This window comes from Paenibacillus thiaminolyticus (assembly GCF_007066085.1).
Taxonomy (GTDB): domain Bacteria; phylum Bacillota; class Bacilli; order Paenibacillales; family Paenibacillaceae; genus Paenibacillus_B; species Paenibacillus_B thiaminolyticus.
The window spans coordinates 2,151,316-2,171,595 of the sequence record NZ_CP041405.1; the positions used below are offsets into that span (position 1 = coordinate 2,151,316).

Genomic DNA, 20,280 nt, shown 5'->3' on the forward strand with positions numbered 1-20,280 from the left:
GCGGGCAATCCGGTTCCAGAGCGGCTCGCTACTGCTTCACTCCCTGCTTCACAAGCCGCTGCATGAACAAGGCGCTGAGAATGGGCACGCTTCCGGTAACGGCCAGGAAACCGACAATAGCACCTTGCCCGCTCCGCCAGCTGACGAGTGCAATAAAAGCCGCGATCCCCAGCAGCCTTCCGGTCAGCAAGCCGAATTCGCGGACGACGGTCAGTTCCACCCGCTGCTTGACCGACTCCTCGTCCCGGCCCATAATATCGAAAGTGGAGGAGGTCATCGGCACGATGAACAACGGGGAGAATAGAGATGTGATAACGCCGAAGAGGATGAGCATTGCATAGTTCACTTGGAAAAACAGAGGGACAATGGCCGCCGCCATCGCCACGGTTCCCGCGATCATGCCTGCGGCACGATAAGAAGCGCGGTACAGCCGGCCCGCAAAGTAGAAGCTGACCAGCGCGACAGCCGAAGTAATGAGCGTGTAGTTGCCCAGCTTCAACTCGTTGGTGGTCGTGATATAGACGACGAGCCCGACCAGGAAGTAGTATACGCCTTCACGCACTCCCTGGGCGGCCAGTGCCGGCAGGGCGGCACGCCATGGGCTTCGCTTCGGCTTCCAGGCCGTAAACGGCAGCGACCAGCGGTACGCCCCTTCCGGCGGCCGCCGATGCAGCCAGAAGCTGAATATGCCTGCGGTGACGAACACGATCAGCGAAGCCGTAAAAATCAGCGTATACCCCCGATCTCCTCCCAGGCCGGAGATGAGCAACCCGGATACCCACGGGGCGAGCATGGCGCAGCAAGACCCGATAAAGCCCGTCCAGCCGTTGAACAAATCGCGATTGGACGCATTTGTGATTTCAAAGTAAATCACATTGTACGCCAGCCAGAAGGCTCCGCTGGCGGTTCCGAGGACCAAGCCGAGCGGGAAAATGTACTGCACCGCGGCCTTATCGAGCCATAGAACCGCCGCGTAAAATATGGCGGACAAGCCGATGCCAAGCCGAAGGCAATTCATTTTATTGCCTTCCTTCACCCATTTTCCGGCAACATAGAACATGATGGTCATAGCCGCCTGTTGAGTAAAAGTAAACCAGCCGATAAAGGCGAATTCCGATTTCATCTTCCATAAAAAAACATTGACGAACGTCCCGGACAGGGCGTTCGCCAACGAAAATAGACCGAATACGACCAAGAGCAACAAAGACTGGCCGTCAAGACGCGCTTTCACGAAGGTGAACCCTCCCCGCTTTCAGAGCTGGTAGCCATATGGTTACAGCTTTTAACTTGCCCCAAAGCAGGCGTCTTATTTATTAAGCTTTCGCATTTCTCACATTTTCCATCAGCGCTTCGCGATAAGGGGCCGTCAATATTTTGGATACCTGGAAGCAGGATGTGCACACATAGACGTTCAACTCGAACGGCGGCTGAAGCAATGGCGCCGCCAGCGCTTCCGGCTGGGCAGGCTTGAAGCCCGATCCGGATACCGTCTCCGTCCCGGTAAGCAGCATATATTCACGGCAGTGCGGGCATTCCGGCACTTCCTCCTGGCTGTGCAGGACCTGATCCACGCCTTCCTGGTATCGAAGCGTGTCCGTATCGCTGTACAGCACGCCTCCATCATCCCAACCGAAGTTGGACCAGCCCTTCTCTTCCGACTCTCCGGCTTCTTCCCGCTCCCCGGACGCGGTCACTTCGTCTTCTTCCATCTCCAGCCCGACATTGAGCGTGCGGTAATTGTTCAACTCATTATGGCAATGCGGACATTCTTCCTCCGGGCCCAGTTCCTCGTCCCACACAATTTCCGTATCGCACCAAGGACATATTGTTTTGCCGGTCTCGCTCATCGGCTTCCACTCCTTTTGTATGTTACACGAGATCATCCCATATTCTTCCAATAAATAATCCCGATAATGAAAAAAATCGCAGCCAGCGCAAACAGCGCGCCCCATAAATACTTCATTCCGTATCCCTCCCCGACGTCATGGAGATCAACCCGGCGCCGGGCGGCATCACTTGATGCTCGCCCCGATAATATAGGACAGTGAAATGGAAATAATCATCGCCAACAGTCCGACCGCCCGGTTATCCTTTTCGATCTCTTCATCCAGCCGGAAATAAGGCATCAAGAAGCCGAATAAAAAGTAGGCGGCAAGCAACAGCACGTATCCGAACGCAGCCCACATCAAGGACGCATACAAGGAATCCCTGGCCACGATTCCGAAGCGGAAAATATTGCATATCCCGAATATTTTACCGGACGTGGCCATGGCAACGCTGAGATTCCCCTTGCGGATCTCATCCCAGCACTTGTATTTCGTCACAAGCTCGAAAATGGACAGCAGCAGCACTAAAGCCAGCACGGCTACGGAAAAATAAGCAATCATGGATACATAGGGATTGCTTAGCCATTGTTCAATCATGACTTCCACGGTGCTCCCCCTTTGGTCTCAAGATATTTTACTTCAACTCAGCCACAGTCACTCCCGTACCGCCCTCTCCGAAGCTGCCGATACGGAAGCTCTTGACGTGCTTGTGCTTGCGTAAAAATTCCTGAATTCCGGAACGAAGGACGCCGGTTCCTTTGCCGTGAATAATAAAGACCTGCCCCAGATTGCCAAGCAGCGCCTCGTCGAGGAAGCGGTCGACCTCCATCAACGCTTCTTCCAGGTTCGCCCCCCGAAGATCGAGCTCCGATCGGACCGATTCCCCCCGGGTCCGCTTCACGTTGGCTCCCGACTGCACGGGCTTCGCGGCGGACTTCGCCGAGGAGAGAAGCTCCAGATCGTCGAGCGGCACCTTCATCTTCATAATGCCGAGCTGCACGACGGCTTCCTCTCCGGCCAGCTCAACGACGCTGCCCTTTTGATTGAGGCTGTACACTCTGACGTCATCCCCCGCTTCAATGCGGCGGACCGGCTTCGCGTCCCGCTTCGGCTTCGCTGCCAGCTTGGCCTCGGGCGCGGCCTCATCCAACCGCTTCCGCGCTTCCGTCAGCATATGCTCCTTGACCTGAACTCCTTCCATCGCCAGCTGCCGCAGCTCGCCGATAATCTCCTGGGCTTCGCGGCGGGCCTTGTCCACGATGGCGCGCGCCTTCTCTTCGGCTTGCTCCTGCCGCTTCTCCCGCTCGGCCTCCTGCTTCTCCAGCTCCCGGGTCAGCTTCTGCCGCATCGCTTCCAGCTCCATGCGCAGCTTCGATGCCGTCTCCCGCTCCGCTTCGGCCTTCAGCCGATTATCCTCCAGCGACGCGATCATCGTCTCGACGCGCATATCCTCTTCCGTCACTTCTCCGCGCGCATGATCGATAATCGGCTTCGGCAGCCCAAGCCGCTCCGCAATCGCGAACGCATTGCTTCGGCCCGGAACGCCGACCAGCAACCGATAGGTCGGGCGCAGCGTCTGCACATCGAATTCCATGCTGGCGTTAATAACGCCTTTGCGCTCATAGGCATACGCCTTCAATTCGCTGTAATGCGTCGTCGCGACCATCCGGCAGCCCAGCCGGTGAATATGCTCCAGAATGGCAATCGCCAAGGCAGAACCTTCGGCCGGGTCGGTACCTGCTCCCACCTCATCCAACAGCACGAGGCTCTTCGGCGTCATTTGCTTCAAAATCCGAATAATATTGGTCAAATGGCTGGAGAACGTGCTCAAGCTCTGCTCAATGCTCTGTTCATCGCCAATATCGGCATAGATCGCATCGAATACGCACATCTGGCTTCCATCCTCCGCCGGAATGAACAGCCCCGACATCGCCATCAGGTTCAACAGGCCGATGGTCTTCAAGGTGACCGTCTTACCGCCAGTATTCGGACCGGTGACCAGGATCGAGGTATAGGAATTGCCCAATTCCACATCGATCGGCACGACCTGATCGGCAGGAATCAACGGATGACGTGCCTTCCACAGCTTCAGGAAGCCGCGGTCATTCATCCGTGGCAGCGAAGCCTTCATTTCCCGCGCGAGGCGGGCCTTGGCGAACATGAAGTCCAGCGTCTCCACTGCCCCCGTATCGTACTCCAACACATCCGCAAGCAGGCCGACCTGCTCGGTCAGACGGGACAAAATGCGCTCGATCTCCCGCTCCTCCCGCAGCTTCGTCTCGCGCAGCTTATTGTTCATCGCCACGATCGCCTCCGGCTCGATGAACAGCGTCGCTCCCGAACCGGATTGATCATGGACGATGCCGCCGTAATGACTTCGGTACTCCTGCTTCACCGGAATCACATACCGGTCATTGCGGATCGTAATCAGCTGCTCCTGCAGCATTTTGGCCGCGTTCGAAGAGCGAATCATCGCCTCCAGCTTCTCCCGGATGCGCGTCTCCCCGATACGAAGCTCACGCCGGACAGAAGCCAGCTCGAAGCTGGCCTGGTCGAGAATCTCGCCCTGCTCGTCGATGCATTGGCGGATGTCCTCCTCCAGCTGCTTCTGATCGCTGATCGTCTCCGCCAGATCCTGCAATAGCGGGATCGCTTCTTCCTCATGCACGGCGGCAATATGGCGCTTCGTTCGCCGCGCCGCGAACAGCAGCGCTGAAATATCCCACAGCTCGGTGGAGCTGAGCATCGCTTGAATCCGCGCCCGCTTCAACGCTCCCCGAATATCCTTCACCCCCGCCAGCGGCGGGCCGCCCTTGAGGCGCTCGACCGTCATCGCTTCGTCAGTCGCCTGCAGACGGAGCTTCACTTCCTCCAAGTCCGAGCTCGGCCTCAGATTCAGCGCGGCCTGCTCGCCCAGCCCGGTCGCCGCATGGTTGGCGAGGGAAGCTAGTATTTTATGGTAATCCATCGTATTTAATATTTTTGAATCCACAACAAGTTCGACTCCTCTCGGTGTCCATTATAACGAAACTCGTTTTTGATAGCTATGATGTCTGAACCTGCCACTAATGTTTATCGAGGAAAAGGTTACACTAATTGTTGCACAACCTACACCCTTTCAAACGAGTAAAGGAGGAAAGTCCATGAATTTTCTCGGCCATGTCGTTCGATTTATCGTCGCGGCAATTGTATTGATGGTCACGGGCTGGATTGTGCCGGCGTTTTCCGTAGGCGGCTTCTGGAGTGCCCTGATCCTGGCCTTGGTGATCGCATTATTCGGCTGGATTGTCGAAGGCATCTTCGGCAAAAAAGTTACGCCGTTCGGACGCGGAATTGTCGGCTTTCTGGCCAGCGCCTTGGTCATATATGTAGCCCAATTTTTCGTCGGCGGCGTATCGGTTAGCATTCTGGGCGCCATTCTGGCCGCGCTCGTTATCGGGTTGATCGACTTGTTCATCCCGATTGCGACTCCATTCGAAGCCGGTAAAGAATCGTAACCCGGACTGCAGTCCTTTTCCAAGTCCATACTCTCCCCCTCATCACCGTCATGCCATCATTAGCGGAATTCCTTGTCTGAACAGGCTTGGCAATCCGCCAATGCATCCGCTACACTGGACTGATAAGGGGGATGAGCATGAGACGCAGCAGGCTATGGACGATAGGAGTCACCATTTTGCTGAGCCTTGGGTTGACCGCATGCGGTGGATCGCGAACGGATACACCAGCGGCCGCAACCGAAGCCGCGGATGCCGAATTGGTCATCACCGCGACCAACTACCAGTTCGATCAGCCGGAATACCATATCAAGGCGGGCGAGTCCGTTCGCATCATATTGGAATCTAAAGGCAATCACGGCCTTCAGGTGAAGGAACTGGGCCTGAAGCTGGACCCGAACCAGACCGAGCAAGTCATCACTCCCGACAAGCCGGGTACTTATGAATTCTTCTGCACCATCATGTGCGGGCCGGGCCACAAGGACATGCACGCGAAGCTGATCGTCGATTAGCGTACCTGCCTGGCCAGACAGACAGAGGCCGCCGTTCTGCCCTTCGGGGAGACGGCGGCTTTTGCATGCAGCGCGCTTGCTTCGCTCGGAGGCTGCGGGCACCGTAGCCCAATTACAGCCATTGCGCCCAAGTGACTGCCTGTGCCATCGCATCGGGTATCCATGCCCCGGTCCATTCCATCCAGACCGATGCTGCCGCCCAATCGCGGACAGCGCCGGCCGGCCAAGCCCGGAGCAGCACGTACATGATGCACCAGAGGAAAGCGAATTGCACCAATCCCAAAAGGGCGCCGACCAGCCGATCCACGGCGCGCACCGGCTTCGCAGCGGTCAGCTTCTGGATCGCGAACCGAATGAGCCACAGCCCCGCCATCGCGAAGGTGAACAGCAGAATGAACGCGACAACCGAATGCACCGTGTCCATCAAGGTTGGAGAGAGGGACGATATTGTCCCGCCCGTTCCTGCGCCGTTCCCCGAATTGGGAGAGAACAGCCGCCGGCGCACCCAGGGTACGAAATCTTCGTAATACCGCGAAGCGACAATGAACGACGCGATGCATCCAATGAGGGACAGAAGCTGAGATTTCATTCCCCGCCATGCTCCCCATGCTACCGATGCCACACCTGCCGCCGCCACGAAATAGTCCAACCCGTTCCATGCGGCAAATGCATTCGCGATACCGCCCCACAGTCTATCCAAAAATTCCAAGATGTCTGTATCCATATTTGCTTCCTTTTATCCGTATGTGTTCAAAAAGGCCGCTTTTTGAACATCCCTTTTAATTATCGGCCTGCTCTATCAATTCCAACCATTCATTGAACTCGCTCTGCAGCTTCTGATACTCGTCCTTCAGCTGCAGGTAAGCCTCTTGCGTCTCCTTGGCCTGCTGCCGCTCCATATCGCGCTCTACCTGCGACAGCCGGAATTGATGGGACAGCAGCTCGAATTGTTCCTGAATCTGCTTCAGCTCTTCAAGCTGCTCCTGGCCGCTCTGCTCAGCCGCCTGCAGGTTGCGCAGCTCGGCTTCCGCCTCCTTCAGGCGCAGCTGCAGCTCATCCCGTTCTTCGTTCCAGCCCTTGAATGCCAAGGACCAATCCTGCTCCTGCTCTGCCCACTCGTCGGCCTGAGCCTGCCAAGCGGCTTCGGTCCGCGTCCATTCCTGCTCCCGAGCCTGGAATTGCTGGAAATGCTCCTGCCACTGCTGCTCGCGCTGCTCCCACTTCTGCTCCAGTTCCTGCCAGTGGGATTCGCGAGCCTGCAGCTTGCCCTGCCATTCCGTCTCCAGCCGGCTGTATTCCTCTTGCCACTGGGTGGTCTGCTCCTGCGCTTCCATCAGTTCGCGCCGGACCGCTTCGATCGAAGCCGCAGCCTCCTGCTGGGCAGCCTGCACGGTCTCGGCAGCAGACTTCCAATTGAGCGCCTCCGCTTCAAGCTGCCGGTTCTTCTCCTCCAGCTCGGCGACTAGCTCATCATAGGTCTGCTGCTCCTGCGCTTCCTTCGCGCGCCATGCGCTGCACTCCGCTTCATGCTGCTCCCGCAAGGCAGCGATGGCCAGCTCGCTCTGCTCGCGCCAGGCATCCCGCTCGGCCTGGAACTGATCTTCTAGCTCCCGCTTGCAGCTCGCGAGCTCCGCTTCCCGCTCTTCGGCCGCCTGCTTCCGCCAAGCTTCGAGCAGCGCTTCGCGCTCCTCCGCCTGCCCCAGCAATTCGCGTTCGCGATCTTCCGCCTGCTGCAGCATCTCCATCGCGTCGGACAGCGACTGCTGCAGCTCGGCTGTATTCGCATGGGCCTCGTCGCGAACCCGCATCAGGCGCTCCATCTCCACCTGGCGGGCGCGATCCAGCTCTTCCGCCCGGCTAAGCCGGCCCTCCAGCTGCTGAATGCGCGCCGCCGCTTGCGCCAGCTTCGCATCCGCTTCCTCGCGCAGCGCCTGCTCCTCGGCCAACGCTTCCGCATGCTCTTCCGCGGTCTCGTTCGCCTTCGCTTCCGCTGCTTCACGCAGCGCTCTCTCCTCGGACAGCGCCTTCACATGCTCCTTCGCGGCCTCGTTCGCCTTCGCTTCGGTCGCTTGACGCAGCGCTCTTTCCTCGGACAGCGCCTTCGCATGCTCTTCCACGGCCTCGTTCGCCTTCGCTTCCGCCGCCTCGCGCAGCGCTCTCTCCTCGGACAGCGCCTTCACATGCTCCTTCGCGGCCTCGTTCGCCTTCGCTTCGGTCGCTTGACGCAGCGCTCTTTCCTCGGACAGCGCCTTCGCATGCTCTTCCACGGCCTCGTTCGCCTTCGCTTCCGCCGCCTCGCGCAGCGCTCTCTCCTCGGACAGCGCCTTCGCGTGTTCTTCCGCGGCCTCAAGCTGCAGACTTGTCATCGCATCCACATCTTCCGCATGGCGATGATGCACCTTTTCCAGTTCCTCCGCATGAGCCGCTTGAAGACGATTCAGCTTGTTCTGCCATTCACCGCTGGTCTGCTCCAGCTCCTCTTGATGCGCTTCAAGCCATTGCTCCCGCTCGGCCTCATGCGCGGTGTGCAAGCGCTCGATCTCCGCTTGAAGCTTCTCCAGCTCCGCTGCCGCCAGTTCCTCCGCTTCGCGCTTCGCCTGCTCCAGCGAAGAGGCATGCTGCTCGGCCCAAGCTTCGCGCTCCGCCTCCAGCTTCTCCTCGGCTTGCTTCAATTGGAGCTCATGCGCCGACTTCACGGCGGACAACTGTTCCTGCTGCTGCTCCTTCGTCTGTTCCATGCGTTTATGGAAGCTCCGTTCCAAATGCTGCCGCTCTGCTGCCGCCTTCTGACGCACTTCCTGTAGGGCCGCCTCATATTGCTCCGTCTGCTCGCTCAAGCGACGGTTCAACTCTTCATCATGCAGCCGCGCCTGTTCGGCGAGCTGCTGCTGCGCCTGCTCTTCCCGCTGGCGCGCCCGTTCTTCCGCTTCCGCTGCCTGCGCCGCCAACTGCCCTTCCCAAGCGGCAGTCTGCTCGGCAAGCTGCTCCTCCCAGATCGTAGCTGTCTCCTCGGCAAGCTGCTCTGCCGCCGCGATTTTTACTTTCCATTCCGCTTCCTGAGCAGCCAGCTTGGTCTGCAAGCTCTTCGCCTGAGCGGCCAGCTTCTCGTTCCAGCTGCGCTCCTGTTCGGACAGCTTCTGCTTCATCTGCTGTTCGTGCTTGGCGGCCGCTTGCTCCTTCTCCGTCACGGCCTGCTTCCACTTGCCCTCCAGCTCCTGCAGCTTGCGCTTCGCCTCTTGTTCGCGGGCCGCGGCGGACTGCGCGCTGCGTTCCGCCTCCTTCAACTGCTGGCTCAGCTTCTGAAGACGTTCATCGGCCTGCTTCTTCTGTTCCGACAGCTGCTGATTCGACTCCTTCAGCTTGGCCGACTCCGCGCGCAGACCCGCTGTCTGCTTCTCGGTGTTCTCCTTCTCCGCCGTCAACGCCTGCTGGAGCTGCTTAATCTGCGCTCCTGTCTCTTTCCGCAAATCCTCAAGCGCCCGTGCCGAGTGCGACTTGACCCGTTCCAGCTCCCGGGTCAGCTCCAGGCCGGCCTGTTCCTGCTCCTGCAGTGACTGGCTGATCCGCACATGTTCATCCTGTATTTTCTGCACTTCTTCCGCAATATGCACGGCCGCAAGGACCGCAATGCGCGTCGTATCCAGTCTGGAATTGACATCCGAGATAGTACGCATACGCTCATCTACCATGGCGGCAATGTTTCTCATGTATTCCTTGCTCGTCGTTCCTATCAATTTATACTGCGTTCCATATATGTCAACCGTGACCCGATGCTTATTGTCCGGAGTGGTCATCCTAGCGTCCTCCTTGCCTTCATGTCGCCCTGGCTTCCTGATGCTGCCAAGCGCTGACAATAGCTATACTTCCTTCCCTATTAGGTTCGGCATGACAAGCTTCATTTCCTTCTCCGATTCTATAGGTTGTTCAAAAAGTCCGCTTTTGATCACGCAGTAACTCAAGCGAGAAACTCGACATCGAATCTTGCACTCATTCTCTGGAGACAAACAAAAACGCTTCGGCCTCTCCGTGAGAGAAATGCGTTCCTGCGAGATGATGATATAAAAGCGGACTGCCCGCTCCTCCATTAGACCAGAGGACGGCAATCCGCTTCCATCATTTCGTTCTATTTGCGGAGCTCCGCTTCGAATCCGGCTTCCAGCGCGGACACGACACGTCCGTGAATCTCCGTAATCTCTTCGTCGGTGAATGTCCGCTCCGGATGACGATACGTGAGCGAGATCGCTACGCTCTTCTTGTCCTCCGCAATCCGATCCCCGGTATAGACATCGAATACGCGGACCGACTCCAGCCATTCTCCCGCCGCATCCTTTGCCGTCTGGACGAGTTCGCCGACAGCCGTGCCGCGATCGACGACGACCGCGATGTCGCGATCAACCGCAGGGAAGCGAGGCAGCGTCTTGTAGACGATATCCGCAGAAGCCGCTTCAATCAACGGCTTGAGATGAATTTCCGCGACATAGGTGTCGCCCAGATCTTTGGCCCGCTGCACCTCCGGATGCAATTGGCCGATGATGCCAAGCCGATGCTCTTCCCCGTTCGCCTGGAGATACATCGTCGCCGCTCGGCCCGGGTGCAAGCCTTGCGGCCGGTTCGCTTCATAGCGGATCTGTCCTTCAAGTCCGAAATGCGCCGCCAAGCTGTCGACAATCCCCTTCACATCATAGAAGTCGACCGCTTCCGCCGCGATATTCCATTGCGGCGCGCGGCGCGCGCCCGCCAACAGCAGGCCAAGCACCGGCTCGACCTGAGGAATCTCGGTCAGCGTTTCCTGCGGTGTCATGTACAAGCTGCCCAACTCGAAAATCTGAATGTTATCCGATTTGCGGTTCCGGTTGTATGCCGCGACATCGAGCATGCTCGGCAGCAGGCTCGTGCGGAGCACGCTGCGCTCCTCGCTCATCGGCATGAGCAGCTTGACCGGAACGGCATCCGCCGCGATTGCAGGGAACAGCTTCGCTTCCGCCGGATGCGTGAACGAATAAGTGACCGTCTCATGCAGGCCGTTGTCCGTCAGCAGATGGCGGATGGCGCGGCGTATCCGCTGCGCCTTCGTCAGATGGCCCGGTGTCGTCACCCCTTCGATCGCCGTCGTCGGAATGTGGTTATAGCCATAGATGCGGGCAACCTCTTCAATCAGGTCGACATCGCGCGTAATATCGCCGCGGCGTCCCGGCACCGTCACATGGAATATGTCACCGGACTGTTCCGATTCGAGGCCGAGCCGGTCGAGAATCGCCTTCACGTCATGCGCTTGAAGCGCGGTGCCAAGCAGACGGTTCGTCCGCTCCAGCGTCAGCGTGACGACCGGACGCTCATGCCGCTGCGCGACCGCTTCGACGATGCCTGCAGAGACCGTGCCGTTCGCCAATTGGCGAATCAATTCGGCCGCGCGGTTCAAGGCCGGGATAACCGCTTCCGGGTTCGCTTCCTTCTCGAAGCGGAGCGACGCTTCAGAGCGAAGTCCGAGCTGGCGGGATGTTCTGCGCACGACGCTGCCTCCGAAATGAGCGGATTCCAGCAAAATTTTGACCGTCCGCTCCGTTACCTCTGAATTTTCGCCGCCCATCACGCCTGCCAGCGCAACCGGCTTCGTTCCGTCCGTAATGAGCAGCATGTGCGGCTCCAGCTTCCGTTCCTGCCCGTCCAGCGTCACAAGGGTCTCGTCTTCGCGCGCATAGCGGACTTCGATCGTCCCCTCGTTCAGCTGATCGGCATCGAACGCATGCAGCGGCTGCCCATATTCCAGCATGACAAAATTCGTCACGTCAACGATATTGTTGATCGGACGCACGCCCGCCGCCAACAACCGGTTCTGCAGCCACAGCGGGGACGGCTGAATCGTTACATTGCGGATATAGCGGGCCGCATAATGGGAGCAGCCGTCCGCTGCGCTAATGCTGACGCGGATCGCATCCGAAGCCTGCGAAGCGTCCTCCTGGACCTGCGTCTCCGGCAGGCGAAGCGGGCGCTCGAGCAGAGCGGACGTCTCATACGCTACGCCCAGCATACTCAGGCAATCCGAGCGGTTCGGCGTCAGATCCAGCTCCAGCACATGGTCGTTCAGACCGAGCACATCCGCGATCGGCGTTCCGACTTCGGTGCTCTCCGGCAGGACGAGGATCCCTTCCTGCATTTCCTTCGGCAGCAGCTTGTCGTTCATGGCCAACTCCTTCGCCGAGCAGATCATGCCCTGCGACTCGACGCCGCGCAGCTTTGCCTTCTTGATTTTCATGCCGTCCGGCATGACCGTCCCGATCAGCGCGACAGGTACTTTTTGGCCAGCGTCCACATTTTTGGCTCCGCATACGATTTGCAGCATTTCACCTGTTCCGGCATCCACCTGGCACACGTTCAGCTTGTCCGCATCCGGATGCTTCTCCTTGGACTTGACGTAACCGACAACGATGCCGTTTACTCCTTTGTTGCGATTTTCTATGACATCAATCTCGATGCCGGCTTGCGTCATCCGCGCCGCCAACTCCTCGGCGGTCACGCCGGTCACATCGATATATTCCGATAACCATTGGTAGGATACGTTCATGGCCGTTCTCTTCCTTTCCTGTGAGAAGTAGTCCCTTCCGGCTTACATGCGAGCAAATTGCTGCAAGAACCGCAGGTCGTTCGTATAGAAATGGCGGATATCATCCACTCCGTACTTGAGCATGGCAATCCGTTCTACACCCATGCCGAAAGCGAATCCGGTGTACTTCTCCGGATCGTAGCCGCTCATTTCCAACACGCGCGGATGAACCATCCCTGCTCCCAAAATCTCAATCCAGCCGGTCTGCTTGCAGATACGGCAGCCGCTGCCGCCGCATTTCACGCAGGTGACATCGACCTCCGTGCTTGGCTCGGTGAACGGGAAGAAGCTCGGGCGGAGCCGGATCTGCATATGCGAGCCGAACATTTCGCGCATGAACTGAAGGAGCGTGCCCTTCAGATCGCTCATTCGGATGTTGTCGCCGATAACAAGCCCCTCGATCTGATGGAACATGAACGAATGTGTCGCATCGTCATCGTCGCGGCGGTATACCCGGCCCGGACAAATGATTTTGACCGGCACCTCGCCCTTCATCTTCTCCATCGTGCGCACCTGAACCGGCGACGTCTGCGTCCGCATCAGCAGCTCCTCCGTAATATAGAAGGAATCCTGCATATCGCGGGCCGGATGATCCTTCGGCAGGTTCAACGCCTCGAAGTTGTAGTAATCATGCTCGACCTCCGGTCCTTCCGCGACCGTATATCCCATGCCGATGAAGATGTCTTCAATCTCTTGAATAACCTTTTGCAGCGGGTGTGCCGCCCCTTGCCCCATCGGGCGTCCCGGCAACGTCACGTCAATCGTCTCCGCTTGAAGACGGCGTTCCGTCTCTTCGCGCTGGAATGCCTCCTGCTTCTCTTCGATATACTGTTCGATGGCTCCGCGCACTTCATTCGCCACCTGGCCGATCAGCGGACGCTCTTCCGCGCTCAGGCCGCCCATGCCACGCAATATTTCAGTAAGCGCCCCTTTTTTGCCAAGAAATTTGACGCGCAGCTCGTTCAAATTGTTCGCATCTTTTACTTGCTGCAGCTTCTCCAGCGCTTCGGCGCGCAACGCCTGCAAACGCTCTTTCATGGTGTCAACCTCCCTTTGGTTTTCCAATTCAAATACGTGTTCAAAAAGAAACCTCTCAAAATAAAAAAGCCTTCTCTGTCTCAAGGGACGAGAAGGCCGTGGTACCACCCTTATTAGACATCACGCGCTTCGGCATGGCCGGGGCCGCGAGCTGTCTCACTTGATACGACGATAACGGGTCGTTCGCCGGGAGCCTCTACTGGCACAGGCTATGCCTGCCGTTCAAGGCCCTGCTCCGGAGTGAATTTCGGCAGTCCATGTCTTCAGACGCGCTCTCAGTCGGCGGCGCATCCTCCCTGGGAAGCGGTGCTGCGTACTTGTCTCCATCTAGGCAGTTCCATCGATACATGTGTTAACGATAAGCAATACGTTACATTTCATGTATTATAGTCAACGCGCCGCTGTTTTGCAAGTCTAATTCACGGAGTTGATTGCGCCCGATACATGCTTGATTCCTGACGGCCCCACAACAGGACATCACAGCTATTTTCTCCCTCCTCTTCCCGCTCAGCCGTCAGGCTGCCATTTTTCTTCATAACGCCATGTCCACCTGATATCTATAGAAAAGAACGCCCTATTTTTATTATGACGTATTATATTAAAAATATGCGATTATATATTACACATCATTTATTTATTGTGATATACTGTATCATGAAAATGAAACCAATTATGTATCCACTCTGAAGGAGGAATTCGACTATGGCATTACCTGTTGCCATCAACGGCATGGGCCGCATCGGCCGTCTCGTGCTGCGCCGCGCTATGGATGAAGCGCATTCGCCGTTCGCCATCCGGGCCGTGAACACTCTTTATCCCGCCGCCACCATCGCGCATCTGCTCAAGTACGACTCCATTCACGGAAAATGGAACGCGAACATCGCCGCTGAAGGCAATACACTCCTTATTAATGATACGCCCATACAGGTAGTGGCAGAAGCCGATCCGGCCCGGCTGCCCTGGCAGTCGCTCGGCATTCATACCGTCATCGATGCAACCGGCAAATTCACGGATCGCCCTGGCGCTTCCAAACATATCGAAGCCGGCGCGGAAAAAGTCATCATCACCGCTCCAGGCAAGGATCTCGACTTGACGATCGTGATGGGCGTCAACGAGCAGATGTACGACGATGAGAACCATCACCTCGTCTCGGCCGCATCCTGCACCACGAACTGCCTCGCGCCGCTGCTTCATCTGCTTGATCGCTCGTTCGGCGTCGAATCGGGCTGGATGACCACCATTCATTCCTACACCAATGATCAGAAGCATCTCGATAATCCGCATAAAGATTTGCGCCGCGCGCGGGCATGCACGCAGTCCATCGTTCCGACGACCACTGGTGTAGGCAAGGCGCTGGCCGGCATTCTGCCGCATCTGGCGACCTCGGTGCAAGGCATCTCGGTGCGTGTGCCGACGCCGGATGTCTCGCTCGTCGACTTGACGGCCGAAGTGAAAACATCCGTAACCGCAGATGATGTCCGGCTCGCCTTCCTTCATGCGATCCGCGACGGACATGATCGTTATCTCGAATGGTGCGACGAGCCGCTCGTCTCCACCGACTTCATCGGCAACGACAAATCCGCCGTCGTCGACGGGATGTCACTTATCGCCCATGATCATCACATTAAACTTCTCGCCTGGTATGACAACGAATGGGGTTATGCGGCCCGGGTCGTCGACTTGGCCCGCCACGTTGCACTGGAGGGAGTGAGAGGCTCATGCAAAACGGCAGCTGCCCGGTAATGCTGGGCGCCATTCTGTGCGAACGCTGCGGAACCCTTTTGGAGGAAATCGATACAGAGAAAGTGATCGTGTACTATCATCGGTGCAACGACTGCGCCGTCTGTTCCACATTTGATAAAATCGGGGGCGAATCAGAATGAAGCCGACTTGGATCTGTCACTTCCGGCATGGCGATGCCGGCATGAAAGCGCTGTTGGGCGGAAAGGGAGCCAATCTCGCGGAGATGACGCGCATCGGGCTGCCCGTGCCGCCCGGCTTCACCATTACGACGGAAGCTTGCCGATCCTACTACGCGCTGAACCGGCTGCCTGACGGCCTGATGGACGAGGTAAGTTCCGCTCTGCAGGCCGTCGAGCTGATGCGCGGCCAGCGATTCGGGGACGCCCATGATCCGCTTCTCGTCTCCGTCCGCTCCGGTTCTGTGCATTCCATGCCCGGCATGATGGATACGATTCTCAATCTCGGACTGAACGATGAGACCGTTCAAGGCCTCGCCTCTGCCACGGGCGACGAGCGCTTCGCTTATGATTGCTACCGCCGCCTCATCCATATGTTCGGCAATGTCGTGTCCGGCGTCGAATCAGGTGACTTCGAGCGCATCCTCGCCGAAGTCAAGGCGCATTGCGGGGCGCAGACGGACCAGTCCCTCTCCGCCGACGGCTTGCGGGAGGTTGTCCGGCGGTATAAGCATTATTTGGAGGAAGAAGCTGGCGCCCCGTTCCCGCAAGATGTCCACGTCCAGCTGCAGTTGGCCATCGAGGCCGTATTCCGCAGCTGGAACAATCACCGCGCGCAGGTGTACCGCAAGCTGCATCAGCTCTCCGATGACGAGGGCACGGCTGTCAACATCCAGTCGATGGTGTTCGGCAACCGCGGCGCGGACAGCGGGACGGGCGTGCTCTTCACCCGTCATCCGTCGACTGGCGAGAAGATTTTGTTCGGCGAGTATTTGACCGATGCCCAGGGAGAGGATGTCGTTGCCGGAACCCGGACGCCGCAGCCGATCGCCAAGATGGCCGAGGAAATGCCGGATCTGTACCGGCAGCTGACGGAAGCTGCCGATCAACTGGAGCGCCATTACCGCGACATGCAGGATATCGAGTTCACGGTTGAACGCGGCAAGCTGTTCATCCTGCAGACGCGGGCCGGCAAGCGCACGGCGCAAGCCGCCGTCGCCATCGCGGTCGCGCTCGTGCATGAAGGGCTGATCACGGCGCAGGAAGCGCTGCTGCGATTAGACGTCGCGCAGCTGGAGCATCTGCTGCACCCGTCCATTGCGCCCGATGCCGCGATCGACACCGTGGCGACCGGCCTGCCCGCCTCGCCGGGAGCCGCCTCCGGCCGCATCGTGCTTGATGCCGACGAGGCGGAGCGAATGGCCGCCGCCGGCGAGCGCGTCATTCTCGTCCGGCCGGAGACAACGCCGGAGGATATTCACGGCGTGCTCGTGGCGGAAGGCGTGCTGACGAGCCGGGGCGGCATGACGAGCCACGCGGCCGTCGTCGCCCGCAGCATGGGGAAGCCGTGTGTCTCCGGCTGCGAGGACGTCAGCTTCGACTTCACTCGCAATTGCATCGTGATCGGCGCGCGCACGTTCCTCGAAGGCGACCTGCTGTCGATCGACGGTGCGACAGGACGCGTCATCGCCGGAGCCGTGCCGCTCGTCGCCGCGGAGATGTCGGATGAATTCCAGCAGCTACTGGAATGGGCGGACCGCGAGCGCGAGCTGGGCGTCTACGCGAACGCGGATACGCCCGCGGACGCCGCGAAGGCGCGGGCCCTCGGGGCCGAAGGCATCGGACTGTGCCGGACGGAGCATATGTTCATGTCCCCGGAACGGCTATGCATCGTTCAGGAGATGATTCTGGCCGAATCGGAGGCGGAACGCCGGAAGGCGCTCGCACTGCTGCTGCCGCTGCAGCAGGAGGACTTTGAGGGCATTTTCGAGGCGATGGACGGTTATACGGTCACGGTTCGGCTGTTGGATCCGCCGCTTCATGAGTTCCTGCCGAATCTGGAGGAGCTTGTCGTCCGGCAGACCGAGTGGAAAGCGACCGGCACTGGCACAGAGCGCGAACGGGACGATCTCGAGCGCCTGATCGCCAAGGTACGTGCCCTGCATGAGCTGAATCCGATGCTCGGCCAGCGCGGCTGCCGGCTCGGCATTCTGTTCCCGGAAATTTATGAGATGCAGGCGGAGGCGCTGTTCCTTGCCGCTTCCCGCATGCTGCGCCAAGGCGTGCGCGTGCAGCCGGACATCATGGTGCCGCTGATCGGCCACGCCGCCGAGCTGAAGCTGCTGCGCGAGCTCATCGAGCGCACGGCAGAGCGGGTGCTCGGCGCCGAGCGCCGCGGCTGCGCGTACCGCATCGGCACGATGATCGAGGTGCCGCGCGCGGCGCTGACAGCGGGCCAGATTGCGGAGCATGCCGATTTCTTCTCGTTCGGCACGAACGATCTGACGCAGATGACGTTCGGCTGCAGCCGCGACGACGCGGAGGGCAAGTTCCTGGCCCACTACGTCGACCGCCGCGTGCTGGCGGCGAACCCGTTCCAGGTGCTCGACACGTCCGGCGTCGGCCAGTTGATTGAGCTGGCGGTGCAGCGCGGCCTCGCCGTCAATCCGCAGCTCAAGACCGGCATCTGCGGCGAGCACGGCGGCGAGCGGGATTCGATCCTGTTCTGCCATGCGACGGGCCTCGATTATGTAAGCTGCTCAACGTACCGCGTCCCGCTCGCCCGCATCGCTGCCGCTCAGGCGAAGCTGCTTCTCGGAAGCCGGAACAAAGCTTCCGTGCATTCGATATCTGTGTAACTTAGGTAGGGAGCAGGCTGTCGGAATCATTCCCGGCAGCCTGTCTTAGCTTCCGTCATGAGGAGGTTATGAAGCGGGAAGGAGTCAATTCGCCCGTTGAACTCAAAGTGGCGAGTTTCGAAGGCGGGCTAAACCTAGAAGCGTTTCCTTGAAGCTGAACTGGCTATTCCGTAACCTCTACTTTCTTCGGGGGCGTATGAATTGCGTATGTTTTGCTTTTCCCGTCTATATTTACCGTAAACTCCGCAAGCGCCGAGACTTCATACATACCCGGTTGCTGAATCTTGTACGTGTAATTTTCTGAAATATACGCTTTGCCAGTCAAATTCCGAAGCTTGCCCCCATCCGTAACCGCGTAAGCGTTGATCTCCTTCCCAGTCCCATCCTTAATCGTATATACAAACAATTGCTCCCGACTGGTTATGGCCAGTTTTTGTTCCGCTTCCTGCTGTAATTCAGCTTTGATAGTAAATTCCTCGTTGATTCCCACTTTTTGCGGAAGCGAGATATGTGCTGAAAAGAGGCCTTCTTCCCTATTTTCCAATGTAATAGGATCTCCCCCTGTATCCGAGTCCGCAGATCGCTCCACATTCAAGGACTGACAACCGAGACATACAACAAGAACTATGGCAATCAACCATTTTTTCAATTATTATCCACCTCCTAAAACAACAGACGAACCAGCTTCGTTTTTGTTTCAGAAATAAATATTTTTCCTTTGTGGATTGATAAAGTAGCATGCACTTCATTATTGAACATGAAAAAAAGCACATTAGCTTAGTCCCCATTTTTCAGGATATCTAACTATCCTAAGAAAGGAATGAATGGAGTTATGAAACTCAGAAAATTGGTAAGTTTGATTTTTCTCGCCAGCTTCTTACTTTTCAGTTCAATCATTAGCGCCGCTGAAGATATAGCAGATAAATATGGTTGGATCACCATTAAAGGATCGATTTCAGATATCGCAGAAATCACTCAAAAAAACAATTTTAATAGAATACCCTATCCCTTGGAGTTGACCATCTCCCCTGATAACCTCACCAATAAACTTTTTTTGGAGAACTATGTTGAGAAGCAAAGAATCAAACAAGATTTTCCTGCCATTAAAAAGTTAATCGAAAATGAACCTGCCCAGTACTCAGGCCATTACTATAATGCGGATAAGGGAACTGTAATCATCCAAATAACAGAGAACTTAGATTTCTTAAAAGCACAAGTTCGGAATTCCGTACAAAACTATGATAAAGTTCAGTTTGAAGTTACAAAATATTCTTGGGCTGAAATTGAAAATGCCAAGGAAATTATTATTCAAAATGTTGAACCAGGTACGGTTAGAGCACTCATCCCCGACGTGAAAAATAACAAGTTAATCATTGCATTCGATGAAGAAGCGCTCATAAATGAAGAAACTGTTTCCTCACTAATATCCCACCCGGAGATGCTTGAATTTACTACCATGCCTGCTTCAGCACTTATTGCTGAAACAGATGATACGTCTTACGATTCTCCATTTCCAATCGGCTCCAAAATAGGCGGTGACTATGTCAAAAAAAATGAAAATGAATATGAGTACTATATATGTACAACAGGGTACTTTGGAGCTGATCAAAATGATCAAGAAGTCCTAGTCACAGCCGGCCATTGCCAAAACAAGCCAAGAATAAATACGGAGTGGTATCAACCTACATGGAAAACACCAACCATTGGAAGGTTTACTTTTAGAACCACTTCTGCCGTTGATGGAACGAACGGATATATTAAATTGCACTCAAGTTATAGCGGACGCCCAAGGGTACCGTACCCCTCTTCCTCGAATATGGCAATGATTACAGGGGTTTACACAAGCGATACACCGGGAGATACAATTTATTTTAGAGGTGCAAATAGCGGAACCACTACATCTGGTACAATTTCATACTCCAATGTTGATATTTATTGGGGAAAAGGTGGATATGGATACAAACGTGCCGAGGTTCTTGCCACGGGATATTCTTCTATAGGAGGAGACAGTGGCGGGCCGCTCCTAACAAATTATTCTTATGATAATGATCTTACCGGATGGACTTTTGATTTGGCTGGAACCCACACAGGAGTGGTAACTCTAACGAGCACCGAAAGCCCTATTCCTCCTGGAACCTATAAAGTATATGAACCCATTTGGACAACTTTTAATGATCTAAACCTTACGAGGATAAAAGTTATTGCTAAACCCTGAATAGATACACTCCCCTTCTGACCGGATGGGAGAGTG

The 20,280-nt window shown here is 56.8% G+C and carries 14 protein-coding genes; 5 read left to right on the forward strand and 9 right to left on the reverse strand.

The annotated features are described in order from the left end of the window. Positions 1-28: 28 nt before the first annotated feature. The 4 genes from FLT43_RS09680 to FLT43_RS09695 form a co-directional block, all read right to left on the reverse strand. Positions 29-1,231, reverse strand: a complete 1,203-nt coding sequence (locus FLT43_RS09680; RefSeq protein ID WP_087445083.1) for an MFS transporter — start codon at positions 1,229-1,231, stop codon at positions 29-31. A gap of 82 nt (positions 1,232-1,313) precedes the next feature. After that, positions 1,314-1,847: a hypothetical protein gene (locus tag FLT43_RS09685; RefSeq protein WP_087445082.1), complete on the reverse strand. Its 534-nt coding sequence runs from the start codon at positions 1,845-1,847 to the stop codon at positions 1,314-1,316. 165 nt (positions 1,848-2,012) lie between these two features. After that, on the reverse strand, positions 2,013-2,432 hold the full coding sequence (locus FLT43_RS09690; protein WP_087445081.1) for a DUF350 domain-containing protein: 420 nt from the start codon (positions 2,430-2,432) through the stop codon (positions 2,013-2,015). Positions 2,433-2,460: 28 nt separating this feature from the next. Next, complete coding sequence (locus FLT43_RS09695) at positions 2,461-4,818, reverse strand: endonuclease MutS2 (RefSeq protein WP_087445080.1); 2,358 nt, start codon at positions 4,816-4,818, stop codon at positions 2,461-2,463. A gap of 151 nt (positions 4,819-4,969) precedes the next feature. On the opposite strand from FLT43_RS09695, the gene FLT43_RS09700 reads away from it, so the two are divergent. Together FLT43_RS09700 and FLT43_RS09705 are read left to right on the forward strand one after the other, a co-directional pair. After that, the gene (locus tag FLT43_RS09700) at positions 4,970-5,323 is read left to right on the forward strand and encodes a phage holin family protein (protein ID WP_087445079.1); all 354 of its coding nucleotides are present in this window, start codon (positions 4,970-4,972) and stop codon (positions 5,321-5,323) included. A gap of 137 nt (positions 5,324-5,460) precedes the next feature. Then, positions 5,461-5,832, forward strand: a complete 372-nt coding sequence (locus FLT43_RS09705) for a cupredoxin domain-containing protein (protein WP_164776603.1) — start codon at positions 5,461-5,463, stop codon at positions 5,830-5,832. Positions 5,833-5,944: 112 nt separating this feature from the next. On the opposite strand, the gene FLT43_RS09710 is transcribed toward FLT43_RS09705, so the two are convergent. From FLT43_RS09710 to pheS, 4 genes are all read right to left on the reverse strand, one after another. Beyond that, positions 5,945-6,556 (reverse strand): CvpA family protein, encoded by a 612-nt coding sequence (locus tag FLT43_RS09710; RefSeq protein ID WP_087445078.1) that lies wholly within the window; start codon positions 6,554-6,556, stop codon positions 5,945-5,947. Between the two features lie 55 nt (positions 6,557-6,611). Continuing rightward, positions 6,612-9,626: a cell division protein ZapA gene (gene zapA, locus FLT43_RS09715; RefSeq protein ID WP_087445077.1), complete on the reverse strand. Its 3,015-nt coding sequence runs from the start codon at positions 9,624-9,626 to the stop codon at positions 6,612-6,614. A gap of 329 nt (positions 9,627-9,955) precedes the next feature. Next, complete coding sequence (pheT, locus tag FLT43_RS09720; protein WP_087445076.1) at positions 9,956-12,394, reverse strand: phenylalanine--tRNA ligase subunit beta; 2,439 nt, start codon at positions 12,392-12,394, stop codon at positions 9,956-9,958. A 42-nt stretch (positions 12,395-12,436) separates the two neighbouring features. After that, positions 12,437-13,471 (reverse strand): phenylalanine--tRNA ligase subunit alpha, encoded by a 1,035-nt coding sequence (gene pheS, locus FLT43_RS09725; protein WP_087445075.1) that lies wholly within the window; start codon positions 13,469-13,471, stop codon positions 12,437-12,439. Positions 13,472-14,173: 702 nt separating this feature from the next. Between pheS and gap the strand changes: the two genes are divergently transcribed. Both gap and ppdK read left to right on the forward strand, forming a co-directional pair. Then, entirely contained in the window at positions 14,174-15,214 is a 1,041-nt protein-coding gene (gene gap, locus FLT43_RS09730; protein ID WP_087445074.1) for a type I glyceraldehyde-3-phosphate dehydrogenase, read from the forward strand. A gap of 136 nt (positions 15,215-15,350) precedes the next feature. Beyond that, a complete protein-coding gene (gene ppdK, locus FLT43_RS09740) occupies positions 15,351-18,029 on the forward strand; it encodes a pyruvate, phosphate dikinase (protein WP_087445073.1) in 2,679 nt (892 codons plus the stop codon). A 163-nt stretch (positions 18,030-18,192) separates the two neighbouring features. Here the strand turns inward: ppdK and FLT43_RS09745 are convergent, their stop codons facing one another. After that, positions 18,193-18,678 (reverse strand): hypothetical protein, encoded by a 486-nt coding sequence (locus FLT43_RS09745; protein ID WP_087445072.1) that lies wholly within the window; start codon positions 18,676-18,678, stop codon positions 18,193-18,195. Positions 18,679-18,861: 183 nt separating this feature from the next. On the opposite strand from FLT43_RS09745, the gene FLT43_RS09750 reads away from it, so the two are divergent. Then, a complete protein-coding gene (locus tag FLT43_RS09750) occupies positions 18,862-20,244 on the forward strand; it encodes a chymotrypsin family serine protease (RefSeq protein ID WP_087445071.1) in 1,383 nt (460 codons plus the stop codon). The last annotated feature ends 36 nt before the right edge of the window (positions 20,245-20,280 follow it).